The organism is Blautia obeum ATCC 29174 (genome assembly GCF_025147765.1).
Classification (GTDB): domain Bacteria; phylum Bacillota; class Clostridia; order Lachnospirales; family Lachnospiraceae; genus Blautia_A; species Blautia_A obeum.
This window is the reverse complement of record NZ_CP102265.1, coordinates 875,001-894,025: the sequence shown is the minus strand read 5'-3', so window position 1 is coordinate 894,025 and position 19,025 is coordinate 875,001. Positions and strand designations below refer to the sequence as shown.

At 41.9% G+C, this 19,025-nt stretch carries 17 protein-coding genes, 3 tRNA genes and 1 rRNA gene (1 of these 21 only partly in view); 7 read left to right on the top strand and 14 right to left on the bottom strand.

Going from position 1 to position 19,025, the window contains the following annotated elements:
• Positions 1-43 precede the first annotated feature (43 nt).
• Together trkA and NQ503_RS04200 are read left to right on the top strand one after the other, a co-directional pair.
• A complete protein-coding gene (gene trkA / locus NQ503_RS04205; RefSeq protein ID WP_005427197.1) occupies positions 44-1,399 on the top strand; it encodes a Trk system potassium transporter TrkA in 1,356 nt (451 codons plus the stop codon).
• A 16-nt stretch (positions 1,400-1,415) separates the two neighbouring features.
• Positions 1,416-2,855, top strand: a complete 1,440-nt coding sequence (locus NQ503_RS04200) for a TrkH family potassium uptake protein (RefSeq protein WP_005427198.1) — start codon at positions 1,416-1,418, stop codon at positions 2,853-2,855.
• Positions 2,856-3,065: 210 nt separating this feature from the next.
• Here the strand turns inward: NQ503_RS04200 and NQ503_RS04195 are convergent, their stop codons facing one another.
• Entirely contained in the window at positions 3,066-4,736 is a 1,671-nt protein-coding gene (locus tag NQ503_RS04195) for a glycosyl hydrolase family 18 protein (protein ID WP_005427201.1), read from the bottom strand.
• A gap of 313 nt (positions 4,737-5,049) precedes the next feature.
• On the bottom strand, positions 5,050-5,262 hold the full coding sequence (locus NQ503_RS04190; protein ID WP_227190354.1) for a hypothetical protein: 213 nt from the start codon (positions 5,260-5,262) through the stop codon (positions 5,050-5,052).
• A gap of 499 nt (positions 5,263-5,761) precedes the next feature.
• Here NQ503_RS04190 and NQ503_RS04185 point away from each other — a divergent pair, with 499 nt between their 5' ends.
• Complete coding sequence (locus NQ503_RS04185) at positions 5,762-6,505, top strand: adaptor protein MecA (protein ID WP_005427208.1); 744 nt, start codon at positions 5,762-5,764, stop codon at positions 6,503-6,505.
• Positions 6,506-6,578: 73 nt separating this feature from the next.
• Here NQ503_RS04185 and NQ503_RS04180 read toward each other — a convergent pair whose 3' ends face one another.
• Complete coding sequence (locus NQ503_RS04180) at positions 6,579-6,779, bottom strand: DUF1858 domain-containing protein (RefSeq protein WP_005427210.1); 201 nt, start codon at positions 6,777-6,779, stop codon at positions 6,579-6,581.
• A 200-nt stretch (positions 6,780-6,979) separates the two neighbouring features.
• Between NQ503_RS04180 and NQ503_RS04175 the strand changes: the two genes are divergently transcribed.
• Positions 6,980-7,153 carry a DUF362 domain-containing protein gene (locus NQ503_RS04175; RefSeq protein ID WP_005427212.1) on the top strand — a complete coding sequence of 58 codons (174 nt, stop codon included), beginning with the start codon at positions 6,980-6,982 and terminating at the stop codon, positions 7,151-7,153.
• A gap of 56 nt (positions 7,154-7,209) precedes the next feature.
• Here NQ503_RS04175 and NQ503_RS04170 read toward each other — a convergent pair whose 3' ends face one another.
• The 7 genes from NQ503_RS04170 to rpsF all read right to left on the bottom strand — a co-directional run bounded on the left by NQ503_RS04170 (position 7,210) and on the right by rpsF (position 13,014).
• On the bottom strand, positions 7,210-7,740 hold the full coding sequence (locus NQ503_RS04170; protein ID WP_044925985.1) for a MerR family transcriptional regulator: 531 nt from the start codon (positions 7,738-7,740) through the stop codon (positions 7,210-7,212).
• A gap of 143 nt (positions 7,741-7,883) precedes the next feature.
• Positions 7,884-9,212, bottom strand: coding sequence for a replicative DNA helicase (gene dnaB, locus NQ503_RS04165; protein ID WP_005427215.1), 1,329 nt, complete (start codon positions 9,210-9,212; stop codon positions 7,884-7,886).
• A 16-nt stretch (positions 9,213-9,228) separates the two neighbouring features.
• Positions 9,229-9,675, bottom strand: a complete 447-nt coding sequence (gene rplI, locus NQ503_RS04160) for a 50S ribosomal protein L9 (protein ID WP_005427216.1) — start codon at positions 9,673-9,675, stop codon at positions 9,229-9,231.
• Positions 9,672-11,726 (bottom strand): DHH family phosphoesterase, encoded by a 2,055-nt coding sequence (locus NQ503_RS04155; protein WP_044926066.1) that lies wholly within the window; start codon positions 11,724-11,726, stop codon positions 9,672-9,674. Before NQ503_RS04155 ends, rplI begins: the two co-directional genes overlap by 4 nt.
• A 172-nt stretch (positions 11,727-11,898) precedes the next feature.
• A complete protein-coding gene (gene rpsR / locus NQ503_RS04150) occupies positions 11,899-12,162 on the bottom strand; it encodes a 30S ribosomal protein S18 (protein ID WP_005427218.1) in 264 nt (87 codons plus the stop codon).
• Positions 12,163-12,194: 32 nt separating this feature from the next.
• Positions 12,195-12,653 carry a single-stranded DNA-binding protein gene (locus tag NQ503_RS04145; protein WP_005427219.1) on the bottom strand — a complete coding sequence of 153 codons (459 nt, stop codon included), beginning with the start codon at positions 12,651-12,653 and terminating at the stop codon, positions 12,195-12,197.
• A gap of 73 nt (positions 12,654-12,726) precedes the next feature.
• Positions 12,727-13,014, bottom strand: coding sequence for a 30S ribosomal protein S6 (rpsF, locus tag NQ503_RS04140; RefSeq protein WP_005427220.1), 288 nt, complete (start codon positions 13,012-13,014; stop codon positions 12,727-12,729).
• Positions 13,015-13,305: 291 nt separating this feature from the next.
• Between rpsF and NQ503_RS04135 the strand changes: the two genes are divergently transcribed.
• From NQ503_RS04135 to NQ503_RS04125, 3 genes are all read left to right on the top strand, one after another.
• Positions 13,306-14,595, top strand: a complete 1,290-nt coding sequence (locus NQ503_RS04135; protein WP_005427221.1) for an L-cysteine desulfidase family protein — start codon at positions 13,306-13,308, stop codon at positions 14,593-14,595.
• 70 nt (positions 14,596-14,665) lie between these two features.
• Entirely contained in the window at positions 14,666-15,889 is a 1,224-nt protein-coding gene (locus tag NQ503_RS04130; protein WP_005427222.1) for a dicarboxylate/amino acid:cation symporter, read from the top strand.
• 163 nt (positions 15,890-16,052) lie between these two features.
• Positions 16,053-17,315 (top strand): dihydroorotase, encoded by a 1,263-nt coding sequence (locus NQ503_RS04125; protein ID WP_259893422.1) that lies wholly within the window; start codon positions 16,053-16,055, stop codon positions 17,313-17,315.
• 466 nt (positions 17,316-17,781) lie between these two features.
• Here the strand turns inward: NQ503_RS04125 and NQ503_RS04115 are convergent.
• The 4 genes from NQ503_RS04115 to NQ503_RS04100 form a co-directional block, all read right to left on the bottom strand.
• Positions 17,782-17,852, bottom strand: a tRNA-Cys gene (locus tag NQ503_RS04115).
• Positions 17,853-17,878: 26 nt separating this feature from the next.
• Positions 17,879-17,950, bottom strand: a tRNA-Glu gene (locus tag NQ503_RS04110).
• Between the two features lie 12 nt (positions 17,951-17,962).
• Positions 17,963-18,035, bottom strand: a tRNA-Asn gene (locus tag NQ503_RS04105).
• A gap of 76 nt (positions 18,036-18,111) precedes the next feature.
• A 23S ribosomal RNA gene (locus NQ503_RS04100) occupies positions 18,112-19,025 on the bottom strand (it continues 1,970 nt past the right edge of the window).

Here is a 19,025-nt window from a genome sequence, read left to right as displayed (position 1 = left end):
ATGGAAACGCTTATAAAATTATATTCTTTTTACGGAGGAAAGCATGCATATTATAATTGTCGGATGCGGCAAAGTTGGAAGCACCCTTGCAGAGCAATTACAGGAAGAAGATACTGATCTTACTCTGATCGATACAGATGCAGACGTTATCAACAATCTCACCGAAGATATTGATGCCATGGGGATTGTTGGAAATGGAGCCAGCATCAATACACTTATGGAAGCCGGCGTCAAAACTGCTGATATCATGATTGCAGTCACCGCTTCTGATGAATTAAACCTGCTCTGCTGTCTGATTGCACAGAAAACCGGACATTGTCAGACCATTGCCCGTGTACGCAATCCAATTTACAGTAAAGAGATTGGTTTTATTCAGGAACGCCTTGGTCTTTCCATGATCATCAATCCGGAACTGGCCACTGCCAGAGAAATCTCAAGACTTCTGCGTTTTCCGGCAGCCATCAAAATCGATCCATTTTCAAAAGGACGTGTAGAACTTCTCAAGTTTAAAGTTCTCCCGGAATTTGAACTGGATGGAATGTCAGTTTCCCAGATTACAGACAAATATCGCTGTGATGTTCTGTTTTGTGCCATTGAAAGTAAAACGACCTTAAGCATCCCGGGCGGTGATCATCTGGTTCACAATGGCGATTTTATCTCTATTATCGCAACACCCAAAAATACAGCTCTTTTCTTTAAAAAGATTGGGCTGAAGACACATCAAGTCAAAAATACTCTGATCATTGGCGGCGGCACAATTTCCTATTATCTTGCCAAAGCCCTTTCTGATCTGAAGATCAGTGTTAAGATCATTGACAAGAACAAAGAGCGCTGTGAAGAACTCAGCGAGATGCTTCCAAATGCCACAATTATCTGCGGTGATGGTACAGACCGCGCACTTCTCATGGAAGAAGGTCTTTCCACAGTAGAATCCTTTGTCACACTCACAAACATGGACGAGGAAAACATTTTCCTGTCACTGTCTGCAAAAAATATGACACAGGCCAAACTGATTGCCAAAGTAAACCGTCTTCCTTACAAAGACGTTATCGATGAGTTGGATATTGGAAGTGTGATCTACCCGAAATATATTACCTCTGATTCTATTCTCCGGTATGTACGTGCCATGCAGAATACTATCGGAAGTAACGTAGAAACCCTTTATCATGTGCTTGACAATCAGGCGGAAGCGCTTGAATTTATCATTCGTGATAATTCTCCTGTTGTGGGAATTCCACTTTCCAAACTGAATCTGAAAAACAATCTTCTTGTTTGCTGCCTTACACGTGAGGGGACTGTCAGAATTCCAAGAGGACAGGATTCCATTCAGATTGGCGACAACGTGATCATTGTCACAACCCATAAGGGACTTCGCGATATCCGCGATATTCTGGCATAAGAAGGGATGTATACAGATGAATTTTCGAATTATTGCTTATATCGTTGGATGGGTGTGTAATTTTCAGGCAATGTTCATGGTTCTTCCATGTATCACGGCTCTCATTTATCAGGAACATGAATTTTTCGCTTTTCTGATTTCCATGATTGTCTGCCTGATCGTAGGTCTTCCACTGACTATCCGAAAACCTAAGAACAAAGTTTTTTATACCAAAGACGGATGTGTTGCAGTAGCTTTGAGCTGGTTTGCACTTTGTATTTCCGGTGCAGTACCTTTTGTCCTCAGCGGTGCTATCCCACATCCAATCGATGCTTTTTTTGAGACAGTATCTGGGTTCACAACAACCGGATCCAGTATCCTGACAGATGTGGAAGTTCTCCCTCATTGTATTCTGATATGGAGAAGTTTCACACACTGGATCGGTGGCATGGGGGTTCTTGTATTCTTGCTCTCACTGCTGCCACTTGCCGGCGGGTATCATATGAATCTGATGAAAGCCGAAAGCCCTGGTCCTTCCGTCGGCAAACTGGTTCCAAAAGTTCAGCAGACCGCCAAAATTCTTTACACGATTTATATTGGAATGACACTGTTCCAGATTATTCTTCTTCTGATTGGCAGAATTCCTCTGTTCGATACCCTGTGTATTTCTTTTGGTACAGCCGGTACTGGTGGATTTGGTATCGTCAATGACAGTATGGGAAGCTACAGCACCTACTGTCAGGTTGTCACAACGATTTTTATGATTCTTTTTGGAGTCAACTTTTCTGCATATTATCTTCTTCTTACGAAAAAGTTTGTGCAGGCATTTAAATTTGAAGAAGTACGTTATTATTTTGGAATCATTCTCGCTGCAATCCTTGTGATCGGATTAAATACAGCTCATCTGTTCCGCAATCTGGGTGAAGCATTTCAACAGGCAGCCTTTCAGGTTGGTTCTATCATTACAACAACCGGTTTTTCCAGCACAGATTTCAGCCAGTGGCCCTCTTTGTCCAAAACGATTCTCGTACTTCTGATGTTTGTCGGTGCATGCGCCGGAAGTACCGGTGGCGGAATCAAAGTTTCCCGAATTTTGATTCTATGTAAAGCAGCCAAAAAAGAATTCCAGTTATATCTGCACCCGAATGCAGTCAAAAAAATCAAAATGGATGAAAAAACGATTGGACATGATATCATCAGATCTACAAACATTTATCTGAGTGTATATCTCCTGATCTTAGCAGCTTCTGTCCTTATTATCTCTCTGGATAATTTTGATCTTATTACAAACTTTACAGCAGTCACCGCAACATTGAATAATATCGGTCCTGGTCTGGAAATTGTAGGCCCGATGGGGAACTTCAGTTCCTTTTCCTATCTTTCCAAATGTGTGTTAATTTTTGACATGCTTGCCGGACGATTGGAAATTTTTCCTCTGATGCTTCTTTTCTTTAAAGGAACCTGGAAGAAATTCTAGTTCACAATTTTTTCAAATTTATACCATATTTTTTTCACATTTATTAGGTATATTAATATGCATAGAAGGTGCATGCCTTCTATAAAATATTTTTCTTTTTCATACGCGCCGGTACGAAAGTACCGGCCTCCTTCCATTTATGGAACTTTTTTTATTTACGCAACGTCAAAAGCTCTGTCGTATCAATCACTGATACAACAGAGCTTTTTATTACTGTAAATTATCGCTGATCGTCTGCCAGATACTGCTGTTTTCAAATCCCAGCTTCCACTGTGCAACGCCCGCAAGATTATATTTCGGAATCAGTTTCACTTTCTCCGCAATCGATTGTGCATCTTCCAGCCAAATCTGATACGTTGAATTATCTTTTTCAAATGTTGCATAATTCTGACTGACACTTCCGTCCCATACAGCTTCAACGCCATTTTCAGTAAGGACATTCTGTGCTTCATCCATTCCAATCGCCTCACTGGTCAGAGCCCCACCAGTTGTTTTCCAAAGTCTTGTATAAAACGGAATTGCAAGAACTGTTCTTTCTGCCGGCGCTTCTGCAATCGTATCCTGCACGCCCTGCTCCACCCATGGAAGAGAGGCCACAGATCCGGCATCTGACCCTACATAATGTTCATCATACCCCATAATAACAATATAATCTACCACCAGTCCTTGTTCTCTGCGGTCATAATGGCTGGTAAAATCTTCCGGAACCGGATTATCTACTGAAAGAACAAGATTATTCTTATGACATTCAATAGAAAGTTCTCTTAAAAATTCCAGGAAATGAGGTCCCGCATCTTCACTGAGTGTCTCGAAATCCACATTTATACCATCTAGCCCAACGGTAGTTGCTGACTGAATCAGCTGCTGAATCATATTTTGTCTGGATGACAACTGTGAAAGTGTATCCGTTGTACTCACTTCTGCCGTAAAATTATCAATCAGTCCCCAAACCTTTAATCCGCGTTCATGTGCAAGTGCCACATAGTCCGCCGACGCAATATTTCCTATATTTCCTGCTGTGTCCTGAATATAATACCATGTAGGAGAAATTACATTTACACCGCTGACATTTGCGATCGTGTCCGCCAGATATGCATTTGCATCCTGACTTGTCACCTGATGCCAGCTCATATTTACTTTTCCATCCATAGTAAGATAGGTATATTCCTCTTTCTCAAATGATCTCTCAAAATCTTTTGTCTCAGCAGATGCTATCATATCCTTCTGAACATATCCTATATAGCCATCCATTGTAGCAACCTGGGCCCAGTCTTCCAGTTCTTCCAGAAAGATTAATGTATCCCCCGTCTTCACATCTGTCAGGATCGGAGACTTGATTCCACCCTGATAACGGATACTTGTATCTTTTTTAGCTGTCGTTGTCTGCACTCCGGTAAATCTGTACTGGATTGCAACTCTGTTCGGATTTTCATATACATAGGCATCCAGGTCTGTAAATTTCTGCACGAAACCAAGACGCAGATAAACTGTTCCATCCTTCAGCCATACATCGCCTTCTCCGCTCTCTGCTGCCGGATAATACTGCAATTCAGAAGGTGTCGCATAAAGTACTTGCTGGTCAGCACTATCCCAGTAATATCTCTGATTCAGATATGTATTTACCATATCAAGTGGAAGATATATCTGATCTCCTGACATCAATGCGCGTTCTTCCATGATTTCAGTTCCCAGAACAACTGCCATTTCCCCATCTCCGGGCTGTCCATAATATTCTGTAAGATTCATTCTTTCTTTTGTAGGAATATATTTCTTAATAAAATGCATTCCCAGCCCCATAACTGCCAGCACTAAAATCAATATGCAGACAATTACGACAGGCATGTGTTGATTTCTCGTTTGTTTTTTTGCCTGATGCTTCATCTGTTTCTCCCTTTAATTTCAGATAAGATCTGTAACCATTCTGTGTTGCGCTTCTTTTTTTCTTACGTATCGTAACACTTTTTATGCTATTCTCAGTAACCTGATTATTACATATACTTTTTTATTATAACATGCTTTACTATATAATGTCTTAACTAATTATAAATTTTCAAATATTTCCTGTACAGAATCATTACCTCAGATTTTTTAATTTTGTGCAGGATTTTCCGGTCTGGTTAAGTACGAGAGGGGAAACTGCACTTGTACCGGAAAATCGCTGCAATCATCTTATGTATATAAAAGCAGGTATTTATCATCTTCTGTTTTTGGGAAGTTCCCTGATATGTTCAAAGTTCACTTTTGCAATCCTGCCTTCTTCATCTGCAGTATAATCCCTCATGTAACCACCGTCTTCTGCGATCATACAGGCTTTCGCAATACATTTCGGTGTACTGGGATTTCCATTCAGAAAAAGCCTGACACCTTGTTTCCGATAATCTTTTAATTCATCCTTCAAAGGTTTCAATGACTTTTTACTGCATTTACTGTGTGACATATTTTATTTTTTTCGGCCCTCCTTTCCTGAAATTGATTTTAGAAAACACCTGATAGGTTCAAGAAAAAATAATCCTCCGTATAATTGAATTTAATCTTATGGTGGGATTTCCACACTGCCCCAGCAAGAACGCTGTATGATATGTTGTATTACCGGCAATGATATGGAAGGAAAATGTATTGTGTAAGTTTTGCCTCTAATCTGTTCTTCAGCTATATGACGAATATTTTTTCTTATTCCTCATTATACAGAGTTCCTTTGTTTATGCAAGCCTTTTTAGCACTTTATCTAAAAATTCCCAATTAATTTCTAAATATTTTATAAATAGACAGGTTCTATTTCTTTACATTTTCTATGATTGTGGTATATAATATGTCATATTAATAAGTCATGGACTATATAGCCTGTCGTTCTGATATTTTCATATAATATAGCAGAGACAGGTGCATAAGAATAGGATGTGATCATAATGAAAATAGAAAAAATCAATGAAAATCAAATCCGCTGTACATTAACCCGAGAAGATCTCGAAAGCCATCAGGTTAATCTCAAAGAGCTGGCTTATGGTTCCGAAAAGGCAAAAAAACTTTTCCGCGATATGATGCAGCAGGCACAGATACAGTTCGGTTTTGAGGCTGATAATATTCCTCTCATGATCGAAGCAATCCCGGTCAATTTGGACAGTGTCATCCTCATCGTTACTAAAGTAGAAGATCCGGAAGAACTGGATACTCGTTTTTCCAAATTTTCACCATATAAGGATAATGCTCAGGCAGAACCACTTCAACTTGACGGAGCAGACAACATTATTGATATCTTCCAGAAAATATGTGAGGCAAAAATGAAAGGTACTACTCGCAAGCAGGCCAATCAGAAAGAAACTTCTGAGAAATCTGCTGCCTCTTCTGAAACACCGACAGTTGATCTGATCCGGTTGTTCAGCTTCTATCATTTGGATGATGTCATCGCTGCTGCACACGGTCTGAATGGATTTTTCACAGGCAAAAATACTCTTTATAAAGATTCTTCAGACGGTCGTTACCAGCTTGTCCTTCATCAGTCTGAATACTCACCAGAAGAATTCAACAAAGTTTGCAATATTCTTTCTGAATATGGATCTGGCAGAGCATTTTCCGCAGCCGGTGAAGCTCATCTGAAGGAACATGGAGAACTGATTTCTTCCAGTGCCCTTCAGCAACTTACACAGCTTTGATAAACACCATGACTTATAAAATGCAAAAAAGACTGGCCCGAAAGCCAGTCTTTTTTATGCGGTAAATCCGTGCTTATTCACCAAGGAAATCATTGATCTGCTGAACCAGAACATCTGCGTCCATTCCATGAACCATAGCTGCTTCTTCCAGAGATTCCATCTGTGAAGACGGGCATCCAAGGCAGTGCATACCAGCTCTCATGAGAATTGGTGCAATATTAGGATCTAAAGTAATTAACTGGCCAATCAGCATGTCTTTTGTAACTTTTGCCATTGTAAATTGCCTCCTTTAATATGGAATTCTTAAAATTCCCGACTACGATTTATTATAATATAAAAGTTAGAAGCGGTCAACCAAAAATATCAATTTTTTTGCTTGTTCACAATTTTATACTTGTAATCCATAAAGATATATATTAGAATAACGATATAGAACCTGTAAGGGTACTAACGAGAATAAAGGAGGATACTATAATGGCATATGTAATTTCTGACGAATGTGTAAGCTGTGGAACATGCGCAGCTGAATGTCCAGCTGAAGCAATTTCTGAAGGTGCAGAGCATTTCGAAATCGATGCTGATGCTTGCCTTGACTGTGGAACATGCGCTGATGCCTGTCCTACAGAAGCTATTCACCCAGCTGAATAATTTCATTCATATCAACCAAAAAGCTGCAGCGTCTGCTGCAGCTTTTTTATATTCCGTTACTTATCCCGGCGCCTTCGTCCAGATTTTTTCTCAGCAGCAGCTGCTGCCTCTTTTCGTGCAAGCTGCTGTCTGCGTATCGCATAATCAAGCGATCTGCATCTTTCTTCATCTTCATTCTGTGCCTTCAGTTCCTGCGTGATCAGTCTTTCAAGAATCGCCTGAAATTCTAAGATCTTATCATTTTTCCCCTCGTCTTTTTTGGATATTTTTTCTTTTAAATCCCTGTCTGTTTTTACTTCAGCATGATCTATGACTTCTCCTTCCAGAAGTGTTGATGCACTTTCTCCAAATCCGGTCATAGATGCTGTTATCTGAGGGATCAGGTTCTTGATTGCCCGAAGCTGCAATCCTCTTTTCTTCAGTTCTTTAATATTCAAAAAAAGTTGAATATCATATCCGGTGTAATAACGGTGTCCCAATTCGTTTCTGTGAATCTGTAGTTCCAGTTCCTCTTCCCAGTATCGCAGGACATATGACTTGACTCCAGTCATTTCCACCGCCTGTCTGACTGTATATCGTGTCTCCATCATGCACCTCCTTATGAACTTCATTACATTTTATTATAAAAAGTAACCCTTACGAATTCAACAAAAAACGTTCGACAAAAAAGCAGGCATCCACCTCAGAACTATGTTTATTCTTCGGTAGATACCTGCTTTCTGCTTTTTTATTATTTCTTCATGTTTACAAACTGTGTATATCTTGGCAGCCATACCAGTTCAATCGTTCCGATTGGACCATTTCTTTGTTTGGCAATGATTACTTCTGCAATATCTTTCTTCTCTGTATCTTTGTGATAATAATCATCGCGATACAAAAACATAACGACATCGGCATCCTGCTCAATCGCACCAGACTCTCGAAGATCCGAAAGCATCGGTCTGTGATCCGGTCTCTGTTCAACCGCACGACTAAGCTGCGACAGTGCAATGACCGGTACACTCAGTTCCCTGGCAAGTGCCTTAAGCGAACGAGAGATATCAGAAATTTCCTGCTGACGTGAATCACTTTTGCCACTGCCACTCATCAACTGAAGATAGTCGATCATAATGATTCCAAGATTATGTTCCAGTTTATATTTTCGACATTTGGATCGCATTTCCGCAATACTGATTCCCGGTGTATCATCAATGATCAGGTTGGAACGTCCAATGATATCCGCTCCTTCCACCAGCTTTGTCCAGTCCTCATCTTTCAGATTGCCGGTACGCATATTCTGTGAATCGACATGCGACTCCATCGCCAGAAGTCGGTTTACAAGCTGTTCCTTTGACATTTCCAGACTGAATATCGCAACCGTAACATCTTTACGAAATGCCATATACTGTGCAATGTTCAGAACAAATGCAGTTTTACCCATAGAAGGACGTGCTGCGATCAAAACCAGATCTGACGGATGCATACCTGACGTCTTGTAATCCAGATCGATAAATCCTGTCGGAATACCGGTTACACTGCCTTTCAGTTTGGATGCCTTCTCAATGTTGTTGATTGCATTCAACACAACCTGCTGAATCGGTACATAATCCCCGCCAATACTTCTCTGCAGAATATTAAACAGTTTCTTTTCCGACTCTTCAAGAATCATCTCTGTACTTTCTTTTTCCAGATAACAGGTATTTGCAACATCTTCTGTCGCTTTGATGAGGCGACGCAAAAGTGCTTTTTCACTTACAATGTTGGCATAATACTTCACATTGGCAGAAGTAGGAACTGCCTCAATAAGCTCTCGTACATATTCCATACTGCTGATATCCGGAGGAAGATCTTTTTCTTTCAGTCGATTCTGCAGAGTGATCAGATCAACCGGCTTCCCTTCATTACAAAGCTCTACCATTGCATCAAAAATAATGCCATACTGATTCTGATAAAAGTCATCACTTGTCAGGATTTCCGATGCAATCAGAATCGCATCTCTGTCAAGGAGCATGGCGCCGATGACAGACTGCTCTGCCTCAATACTGTGAGGCGGTATTCTTTTTATCAGCGCTTCTTCCATAGCAGATTCTCCTTACTTATGCTTCTTTGATCCATACTTTCAGACTTCCGGTTACTTTAGGATGCAATTTCACCGGAACCTGTGTCACACCGAGATTTCTGATCGGACTTGGCAGTTGAAGTTTCTTTTTATCAATATCCAGCCCAAGCTGAACTTTGGCTGCTTCTGAAATTTCTTTGGAAGATACAGATCCGAAAGTTCTTCCGCCTTCTCCTACTTTCAGTGTCAGAATGATTTCTTTTGTTTCAAGATCTTTTGCAAATGCCTGTGCTGACTCAAGATTTTCCTGTGCAACTTTTTCTGCATTGGCTTTCTGAAGTTTCAGGTCATTCAGATTCTTCGGAGTAGCCTCTACTCCCAGTTTTTTCGGAAGAATCATATTTCTTGCATATCCGTCACTTACATTTACAATGGTGCCTTTTTTACCAAGTGCCTTTACGTCTTCTAATAAAATTACTTTCATTTCTTGCCTTTTTCCTCCTGATACAACTCATCTATAATTTCTTTCAGCATATCCTGTACTTCGTCAATCGGACGTTTTACCTGTGCGCCGGCAATATTAATATGTCCGCCACCGCCAAGTTTTTCCATCATTACCTGTACATTAACTTCATCGATTGCACGGGCACTGACATAAACTTCTTTATTATATGTGGTCAGTACAAATGATGCTTTTACACCGGCAATATTCAAAAGTTCATTTGCCGCCTGTGCACCGACAACTGTCGGACTTTCCAGTCCCTCACTCGGACATTTTGCAATAGCAAAGCATCCTCTGTAGATTTCTGCTGTTCGAACAGCTTCCGCTCTTGCCTTATAAGAATCAATATTATCACGAAGCATCTTACGCACTCTGGTCATATCCGCACCGGAACGACGCAGGAATGCGGCGGCCTCAAATGTACGCACACCGGCCCGTGTAATGAAGTTGTTTGTATCTATCATAATACCGGCATAAATGCAATCTGCCTCAATATTACGAAGTCTAAGATCATCCGAGAAATACTGCAGGATCTCAGCTACCATTTCACATGTTGAAGATGCATATGGTTCTACATAGGATAATACCGCGTTCTGGATCACTTCGTTGCCTCTTCGGTGATGGTCGAGAACCACGATTGTCTTTGTCATGTACAAAAGTTCTTCGCACTCTGTATAGCTTGGCTTATTTGTATCAACAACAACCACTACCGTATTGTCATCTACCAGTTCCATTGCCTGGTTCCGGTCAATGAACATAGATGGTTCATAGTCCGGATTATTTATATATCCAGCCATAAGCGGACGTATGGATGTAGATGGGTCATTTACAACAATGTGTACCGGTTTGCCAAGTGTCTTACCTGCACGATAAATACCAATAGCCGCGCCCAGAGCATCAACATCTGTGATCTTATGCCCCATAACAACAACACGTTCTTTAGTGCTCATGAACTCTTTCAGCGCCTGTGCTTTGACACGGGCTTTGACACGGGTAGTCTTTTCCATCTGCTGGGCCTTGCCACCATAATAAGTAATGCTGTCACCGTTTTTGATAACAACCTGATCTCCTCCACGTCCAAGTGCCATTTCAATGGCAATACGTGAATACTCATAGTTCTGAAGATAAGTTGCAGCATTCAGACCGATACCAATACTTAAAGTCACTGTCATTTCGTTACCGATATTAACAGTTTTTACTTCATCAAGGATATGGAATTTCTGCTCCTTCAACGTTTCCAGCGAACTCTGCCTCATGATCAGAAAATATTTATCTTTTTCCAGTTTTCGAACCAGGCCATCATAATTGGAAAAATATTTCGTGATCTTACGGTCGATCAGAGCAATCAGAAGCGATCTTCTGACATCTTCTACACTTTCCAGTGCTTCTTCATAATTATCCAGATATGCAAGAGCAACAACAAGTTTATTGTCTTCATTCGCCTGGATATATTCCTTTAACTCAGTCTCATCGTACAGATACATTGCAATAAGACTCGTTGTTTTCGGAATATCCATCAGCAGTTTGGACGGTGCAACAGACTCTCCCAGAAAAACTTTCTGCATAGAGATACGATAAATGCGGTCCCCAAACTGGGTACTGACTTCTGTGATATCTTTTCCATCATGTCCCGGAAGTTTGTTCGCTGTAATATCCGGAAAGATCGTACTGACATTCTTTCTGTAAAACGGATCTTTTCCCGTCAGCTGAGAAAACATTCTGTTTGACCAGATCATTCTCCCCTGCATATCCATCACTGCATATGGAAGTGCCAGTTCTTCGAGTACTTTCTTTTCCAGAAACTCATACTGGCTGGCAAAAGCAATCAGATCATTAAACATCAATGGTCTGTGATAAAACAGAAGTGTAATCGCTGCCACAAGATAAAGGACGTTTCCCATCGTGACAACCACACCTGCTTTGATGTTAATCACATATACCAGAATGTTCAATACAATCAGCAGAACGGACAAATACAGTGGCCAGCGGGCTAAATGCTTCAGATGGCCTTTTAATTTTAATTTTCCACTCATAACACTCTTTACCATTCTTTTTCTTAGTTATTTAAACGCTGCCTTTTATTATACCAGATATCCATGAATTATGCCAGATATTTCCCACAAACTAAAAAAAGAGCTACGTCCGGAAAGCATATTCTGCAATCCGGACACAGCTCCCAAACTTCAATAAGCTATATCGATCAGATTAGTCCTGAACATATGGCATCATGGAAAGATGACGTGCTCTCTTAACAGCAACAGTCAGAGCTCTCTGATGTTTTGCACAGTTTCCTGTGATTCTTCTTGGAAGGATTTTACCTCTTTCAGAAACATATTTTCTGAGTTTTGCTACATCCTTGTAATCGATTTCATTATTTTCTTTACCGCAGAATACACAAACTTTTTTTCTTCTGCGTCCGCCTCTTCTCTTCATTGGAGAGTCCGGTCTTTCGCCTCTATTGTAAGCCATGATGGTTTCCTCCTGTTCTTATTTCTTTCAGTTTAGTTAAATGGAAGTTCTTCGTCGATTCCATCCGGAATATTCATAAAGCCGTCTGCGCTTGCTGCCCCCGGACTCGGCATAGACGGAGCCGGTGCTGCATTCTGCTGAGGATGTGATGCTGCATAGCTGTCACTGGAAGCTTTACTCTCGGCAAATTCCTGTTCCTCAACTACAACTTCTGTAGTATATACTTTCTGGCCATCTCTGTTTGTGTAGCTTCCGGTCTGAATACGACCACTTACTACAATTCTGATTCCCTGATGGAAGTACTTCTCTGCAAATTCCGCGCCACGTCCGAACACAACACAGCTGATAAAATCTGCAGTTGCTTCTCCGTCACGACGAAATCTTCTATCTACCGCTAATGTGTATCTAGCAATTGCCAGTGCATTTTCTCCTGCGGAATATCTCACCTCAGGATCTCTTGTTAAGCGTCCCATTAAAATTACTTTGTTCATTAAAATACCTCTTTCTTCATAGTGAGTGAACGGGTTTCTTAATGGTGCTTTCTAAAATCCATCTGTAAAAAGATTATGCGTCTTTACGAACGACTAAGTATCTTAATACGTTGTCCATGATACGTACATGTCTTTCTACTTCTGCCGGACACTGTGCGTCTGCTTCAAACTGAATGAAATAGTAGAAGCCTTCATGCATTTTCTGAATTTCGTAAGCTAATTTCTTCTTACCCCATTCTTCTACTTCTGTGACGTTTCCGTTGTAACGAGCGATGTAGCTTTTAGCTTTCTCTACTACTGCATCACGAACTTCGTCTTCAACTTTTGCGCTCACAACTAATGCTAATTCGTACTTGTTCATGCTTTCTTACCTCCTTATGGTCTTCATGGCCCTCTGCCTGTATATCAGAGAGCAAGGATATGAAAAATATATCACACAGTTGATTATTCTATCATAGAAAATTTTAAATGTAAAGAACTTTTTTGTCGAATAAATTATTTTTTATAAATATCATGTTTCCTCAAAATACATACTTATTTAATCAGTTTTATTTCTTGTTATTTTGCATAATTTATTGTTTTCTTTTCCAAAACAAGATATACTGATTGCACAAACGCATTTGCGTTATCTCAGGAAAGGAGCACATTAAAAATGAACTCTGCATTATATGCAAACTATCTGAACATCCTAAAACAGGAACTTGTCCCTGCTCTTGGATGTACAGAACCGATTGCGATTGCATACGCAGCAGCAAAAGCACATCAGGTCCTCGGAGAATTTCCTGACTCTGTAAATATGAGTCTCAGTGGTAACATTATTAAGAATGTCAAAGGTGTCACTGTTCCAAACTCCGGCGGTCTGAAAGGAATCGATGTAGCGGCAATCCTCGGCATCGTTGGTGGAAATGCTGACAAGGCTCTTGAAGTCTTAAGCGAAATCACAGAAGATGACATTGCCAGAACCCGAGAACTGGTCAAACAGCATGTCTGTTCCTGCTCTCTGGTCGAAGGGGTAGACAACCTCTACATCACTGCCAAAGTAATCAAAGGTGATCATTTCGCCTCTGTTACGATTGAGCACCAGCACACCAACATTACCAGGATTGAAAAAGACGGTGAAGTTATTCTGGATAATCCATATCAGGCAGAATGCAAAACTGTCATAGACAAATCTAAACTTACAGTCAAGGACATCCTAGATTTTGCTGATCAGGTCAGAATAGAAGACGTACAGCCGATCATTGACCGTCAGATTAAACTGAACTCTGCAATTGCTCAGGAAGGGCTGGATAACAACTATGGTGCACAGATTGGTAAAACTCTAATGCATGTATGGGGCAAAAGTGTCACCACAAGAGCTTGTGCCCGGGCTGCAGCCGGAAGTGATGCACGTATGGGAGGCTGCTCCATGCCAGTTGTTATCAACTCTGGAAGTGGTAACCAGGGAATGACTGTTTCTCTCCCGGTCATCGTATTTGCCGATGAATGGGAAGTATCACATGAAAAGCTCTGTCGTTCTCTCGTCGTCAGCAATCTGATTGCCATTCATCAGAAATATTATATAGGAAGTCTTTCCGCATACTGTGGTGCAGTCAGCGCTGCATGTGGTGCCGGCGCCGGTATCACATACATGTATGGAGGTACTTATCAGCAAGTATCTCTGACTATTATCAATACACTCGGAAATGTAGGTGGCATCGTCTGCGATGGAGCAAAACCCTCCTGCGCAGCCAAGATTGCTTCTTCTGTTGACGCTGCTCTGATGGCTTTTCAGCTCAGTATACAGAACAAGAGCTTTCTTCCTGGTGAGGGTATCATCAAGGATGATATTGAAGAAACAATCAAAAGTATGGGTTATATCGGACGTGTCGGTATGCGTTCTACCGATACTGAAATTCTCAATGTCATGATTGACCGGGCAGATATCAATCAGGGATGCTGAAACATAAACATAGCCGTTACTATAACGGAATAAAACGTAACTTATAAACTTTTACAGGGGGATTTATAAAATGAAAAAAACCAGTTTTTTTACAAGCCTTCCATTTAAACTTCTAGTAAGCGTTATCGTTGGTATTATTGCAGGTCTTATTTTAAGCAGCACCGACTCCTATTCCATTACTATGGGAATCCTGAATGTTGTTGTAACTCTGAAATACATCCTTGGTCAGCTGATCAACTTCTGTGTACCACTGATCATCATTGGATTTATCGCACCTTCCATCACTAAACTCGGTAACAGTGCCTCCCGTATGCTTGGTGTGGCTCTTGTTATCGCCTATGTTTCTTCCATCGGTGCAGCTCTGTTCTCTGTTGCTGCCGGCTATACACTGATTCCACACCTTTCTATCGTTACAAACGTAGACGGACTGAAGGAACTTCCGGAAGTTGTATTTGAGCTCTCTATTCCGCAGATCATGTCTGTAATGAGTGCACTTGTTTTCTCCATCATGGTAGGACTTGCAGCTACCTGGAACCAGGCAAAACTTATTACAGGTCTTCTTGATGAATTCCAGAAGATCGTACTTTCTATTGTGTCCAAGATCATCATTCCGGTACTTCCTTTCTTTATCGGACTGACTTTCTGCGGACTGGCTTACGAAGGTTCTATCACCAAACAGCTTCCTGTTTTTCTCAAAGTTATTGTAATCGTACTAATCGGACATTTTATCTGGATGACACTTCTGTATGTTCTTGCAGGTATTTATTCTCATGAAAATCCATGGGAAGTTGTACGTAACTATGGTCCTGCTTACCTGACTGCTGTTGGAACCATGTCCTCAGCCGCAACTCTGGCAGTTGCATTACAGTGTGCCGGCAAAGCCAAACCGCTTCGTAAAGATATGGTGCAGTTTGGCATTCCTCTTTTTGCAAATATCCACCTCTGCGGATCAGTTCTGACAGAAGTATTCTTCTGTATGACAATCTCCAAAATGTTGTATGGCTCCATTCCAGCTCCGGGAACTATGGTTCTGTTCTGTCTGCTTCTCGGAATCTTTGCTTTGGGAGCCCCTGGTGTTCCCGGTGGTACTGTTATGGCCTCTCTTGGTATCATCACCGGTGTCCTTGGATTCAATGAAACTGGAACTGCTCTGATGCTTACCATCTTTGCTCTTCAGGACAGCTTCGGAACAGCCTGCAATGTAACCGGCGATGGTGCTCTGACACTGATTCTTACTGGCTATGCCAAAAAACACAATATCAAAGAACAACATCTTGATATGATCGACCTTTAAATGAATCTCCAATAAATAGTATTTCATAACCAAGGTTCCCAAACCGGAGGGTTTTGCCGACTTGACAAAGCTCTCCGGTTTCTTCTATACTCGTATTAAGTCAATATGAAAACAGATTGTAACTTTCTGCTTTCATTCATTTTTCTGTCAGGAGGTTAAGCTTATGCTTTTAAAAAACGGACATCTTATTGATCCGACAACTAAGACAAACGAGTTTATGGATATTCGTATCGAAAACGGAATCATCACGAAAATTGCCAAAGATCTTACATCTGAAACTGGTGAAGAAATCCTTGATCTGTCCGGCCTTACAATTGCTCCGGGACTCATCGACACTCATGTTCATTTCCGAGATCCCGGACTTACTTATAAAGAAGATATTCATACCGGTTCTCTTGCCGCTGCAAAGGGTGGATTTACCTCCGTCATCTGTATGGCGAACACCAAACCAACAGTAGACTCTGTAGATACCCTTAGCGATATCCTGAATCGTGCCAAAGTGGAAAATATACATATTTATCAGACCGCTTCCGTTTCCTATGGTTTAAACGGTGAAAAAATGACGGATTTCGATGCTCTTGCCGATGCTGGTGCCTGTGGATTTACCGATGATGGAATTCCGCTCCTTAACGCCACCTTCTGCTATGAAGCCATGCAAAAAGCAGCTGCACTTCATATGCCGATCAGCCTCCATGAAGAAGACAAAGCATTTATTACCAATAACGGTATTAACGCCGGTGAAACTTCTGCCCAACTCGGTGTTATCGGTTCACCTGCCATTGCAGAAGAAGTGATGGTTGCACGGGACTGTATGCTTGCCCTTCGAAGTGGTGCTACTGTTGTAATTCAGCATATTAGTTCTGGAAATTCTGTAGAACTTGTCCGCACTGCCAAAAAACTCGGTGCTGACATCCACGCTGAAGCAACCCCTCATCACTTTACATTAACTGAAGGTGCACTCCTGGAACACGGCACTCTTGCAAAAATGAATCCACCTCTCCGTACAGAAAAAGACCGCCAGGAGATCATTCATGGCCTTAAAGACGGCACAATTGATCTTATTGCCACTGATCATGCTCCGCACAGCGAAGAAGAAAAGGCAAAACCGCTGACCGAAGCGCCCAGCGGTATCACCGGACTGGAAACCTCACTTGGACTTGGAATTACTTCACTTGTAAAAGAGGGATACCTCTCTCTGATGGAACTTCTCGAGAAAATGACCTGCAATCCAGCCTTTCTTTATAAGCTTCCAGGAGGGGTGATTCAGGTCCATGCGCCAGCCGATTTTGTTATCTTTGATCCTGATGAAAAATGGACTGTCACAGACTTCGCATCAAAAGCCTCCAACAGCCCATTTAAAGGATATGAATTATATGGAAAAATCCATTATACGATCTGCAATGGAAAAATTGTATATGAAGGATAAATTTGTTTCACATTTCAAATACATAAATTAATCTATTGTTATTAGATGAAGCTCCCCTGGTGTAGCGATCTTGCTGTCTTCAGGGGAGTATTTTATACCGACAGGATTCTTCTTTACTCTTCATAAATCTGATCGAATACACCACCATCTGCAAAGTGAGTTTCCTGTGCCTTGTCCCATCCGCCAAAGTCGTCAATGGTCACAAGATTAACATTCAAGTCAAAAACATCTGCATATTCTTTAAGAATATCTTCATTGGATGGACGATTTGTTACAAGAAAGGAATCTTAAGTTCTGAAAACGATGTCATTTAAATAAAAAAAGCTGCAGGATTCAGCGGTCTTTTGACCGGAATCTTACAGTTTTCTGCATTTTTTGTCTATTTTATGAAAACGTTATCACTTAGGATTTATAAGGATTATAAGAATAAATAAAAAATCCAGGATAAATTCCTGGATTTTAGTAGAGGTGCCACCCGGATTTGAACCGGGGATAGAGGTGTTGCAGACCTTTGCCTTACCACTTGGCTATGGCACCAAATTTAATTGTTTCCTTAAAGGAAGTGACTCCAAGGGGATTTGAACCCCTGTTACCGCCGTGAAAGGGCGGTGTCTTAACCGCTTGACCATGGAGCCAGGTATAAAAAACTCCCCCTGTTGGACTCGAACCAACGACACTGCGGTTAACAGCCGCATGCTCTACCGACTGAGCTAAGGAGGATTATTAGAAAGTGTATCACACCTTCAAAACTACATACATGTTGACAACCAACCGAATCAATTCCGACCATGCTTTCTTGGTCAAGCCCTCACCCTATTAGTAGCAGTCAGCTCCATGTGTTACCACACTTCCACCTCTGCCCTATCAACCTCGTCGTCTTCAAGGGGGTTTACTCCTTTCGGATGGGATATCTCATCTTGAGGGGGGCTTCACGCTTAGATGCCTTCAGCGTTTATCCCTTCCGGGCTTGGCTACCCGGCTATAGACTTGGCAGTCTAACCGGTGCACCAGCGGCCCGTCCATCCCGGTCCTCTCGTACTAAGGACAGCTCCTCTCAGATATCCTACGCCCACGCCGGATAGGGACCGAACTGTCTCACGACGTTCTGAACCCAGCTCGCGTACCGCTTTAATGGGCGAACAGCCCAACCCTTGGGACCTACTACAGCCCCAGGATGCGATGAGCCGACATCGAGGTGCCAAACCACTCCGTCGATGTGAACTCTTGGGAGTGATAAGCCTGTTATCCCCAGGGTAGCTTTTATCCGTTGAGCGATGGCATTCCCACTTAATACCACCGGATCACTAAGCCCTACTTTCGTACCTGCTCCACCCGTCGGTGTCGCAGTCAAGCTCCCTTCTGCCTTTGCACTCTTTGGATGGTTTCCGTCCATCCTGAGGGAACCTTTGGGCGCCTCCGATACCCTTTCGGAGGCGACCGCCCCAGTCAAACTCCCCGTCTGGCATTGTCCCACCGCCGGGTCACGGCGGCTGGTTAGAAACCCAATACTGCAAGGGTGGTATCCCAACAGCGGCTCCTCGGCAACTGGCGTTACCGATTCTCAGCCTCCCACCTATCCTGTACATGCAGTACCGGATCCCAGTACCAAACTGGAGTAAAGCTCCATGGGGTCTTTCCGTCCTGGCGCAGGTAACCAGCATCTTCACTGGTACTTCAATTTCACCGGATGCATTGTCGAGACAGCGCTCA

Bases quoted from the DNA above. Each gene is read 5' to 3' on its own strand.
- trkA (WP_005427197.1), top strand. From the start codon at position 44: ATGCATATTATAATTGTCGGATGCGGCAAAGTTGGAAGCACCCTTGCA.
- NQ503_RS04200 (WP_005427198.1), top strand. From the start codon at position 1,416: ATGAATTTTCGAATTATTGCTTATATCGTTGGATGGGTGTGTAATTTT.
- NQ503_RS04195 (WP_005427201.1), bottom strand. From the start codon at position 4,736: ATGAAGCATCAGGCAAAAAAACAAACGAGAAATCAACACATGCCTGTC.
- NQ503_RS04185 (WP_005427208.1), top strand. From the start codon at position 5,762: ATGAAAATAGAAAAAATCAATGAAAATCAAATCCGCTGTACATTAACC.
- NQ503_RS04180 (WP_005427210.1), bottom strand. From the start codon at position 6,779: ATGGCAAAAGTTACAAAAGACATGCTGATTGGCCAGTTAATTACTTTA.
- NQ503_RS04175 (WP_005427212.1), top strand. From the start codon at position 6,980: ATGGCATATGTAATTTCTGACGAATGTGTAAGCTGTGGAACATGCGCA.
- NQ503_RS04170 (WP_044925985.1), bottom strand. From the start codon at position 7,740: ATGGAGACACGATATACAGTCAGACAGGCGGTGGAAATGACTGGAGTC.
- dnaB (WP_005427215.1), bottom strand. From the start codon at position 9,212: ATGGAAGAAGCGCTGATAAAAAGAATACCGCCTCACAGTATTGAGGCA.
- rplI (WP_005427216.1), bottom strand. From the start codon at position 9,675: ATGAAAGTAATTTTATTAGAAGACGTAAAGGCACTTGGTAAAAAAGGC.
- NQ503_RS04155 (WP_044926066.1), bottom strand. From the start codon at position 11,726: ATGAGTGGAAAATTAAAATTAAAAGGCCATCTGAAGCATTTAGCCCGC.
- rpsR (WP_005427218.1), bottom strand. From the start codon at position 12,162: ATGGCTTACAATAGAGGCGAAAGACCGGACTCTCCAATGAAGAGAAGA.
- NQ503_RS04145 (WP_005427219.1), bottom strand. From the start codon at position 12,653: ATGAACAAAGTAATTTTAATGGGACGCTTAACAAGAGATCCTGAGGTG.
- rpsF (WP_005427220.1), bottom strand. From the start codon at position 13,014: ATGAACAAGTACGAATTAGCATTAGTTGTGAGCGCAAAAGTTGAAGAC.
- NQ503_RS04135 (WP_005427221.1), top strand. From the start codon at position 13,306: ATGAACTCTGCATTATATGCAAACTATCTGAACATCCTAAAACAGGAA.
- NQ503_RS04130 (WP_005427222.1), top strand. From the start codon at position 14,666: ATGAAAAAAACCAGTTTTTTTACAAGCCTTCCATTTAAACTTCTAGTA.
- NQ503_RS04125 (WP_259893422.1), top strand. From the start codon at position 16,053: ATGCTTTTAAAAAACGGACATCTTATTGATCCGACAACTAAGACAAAC.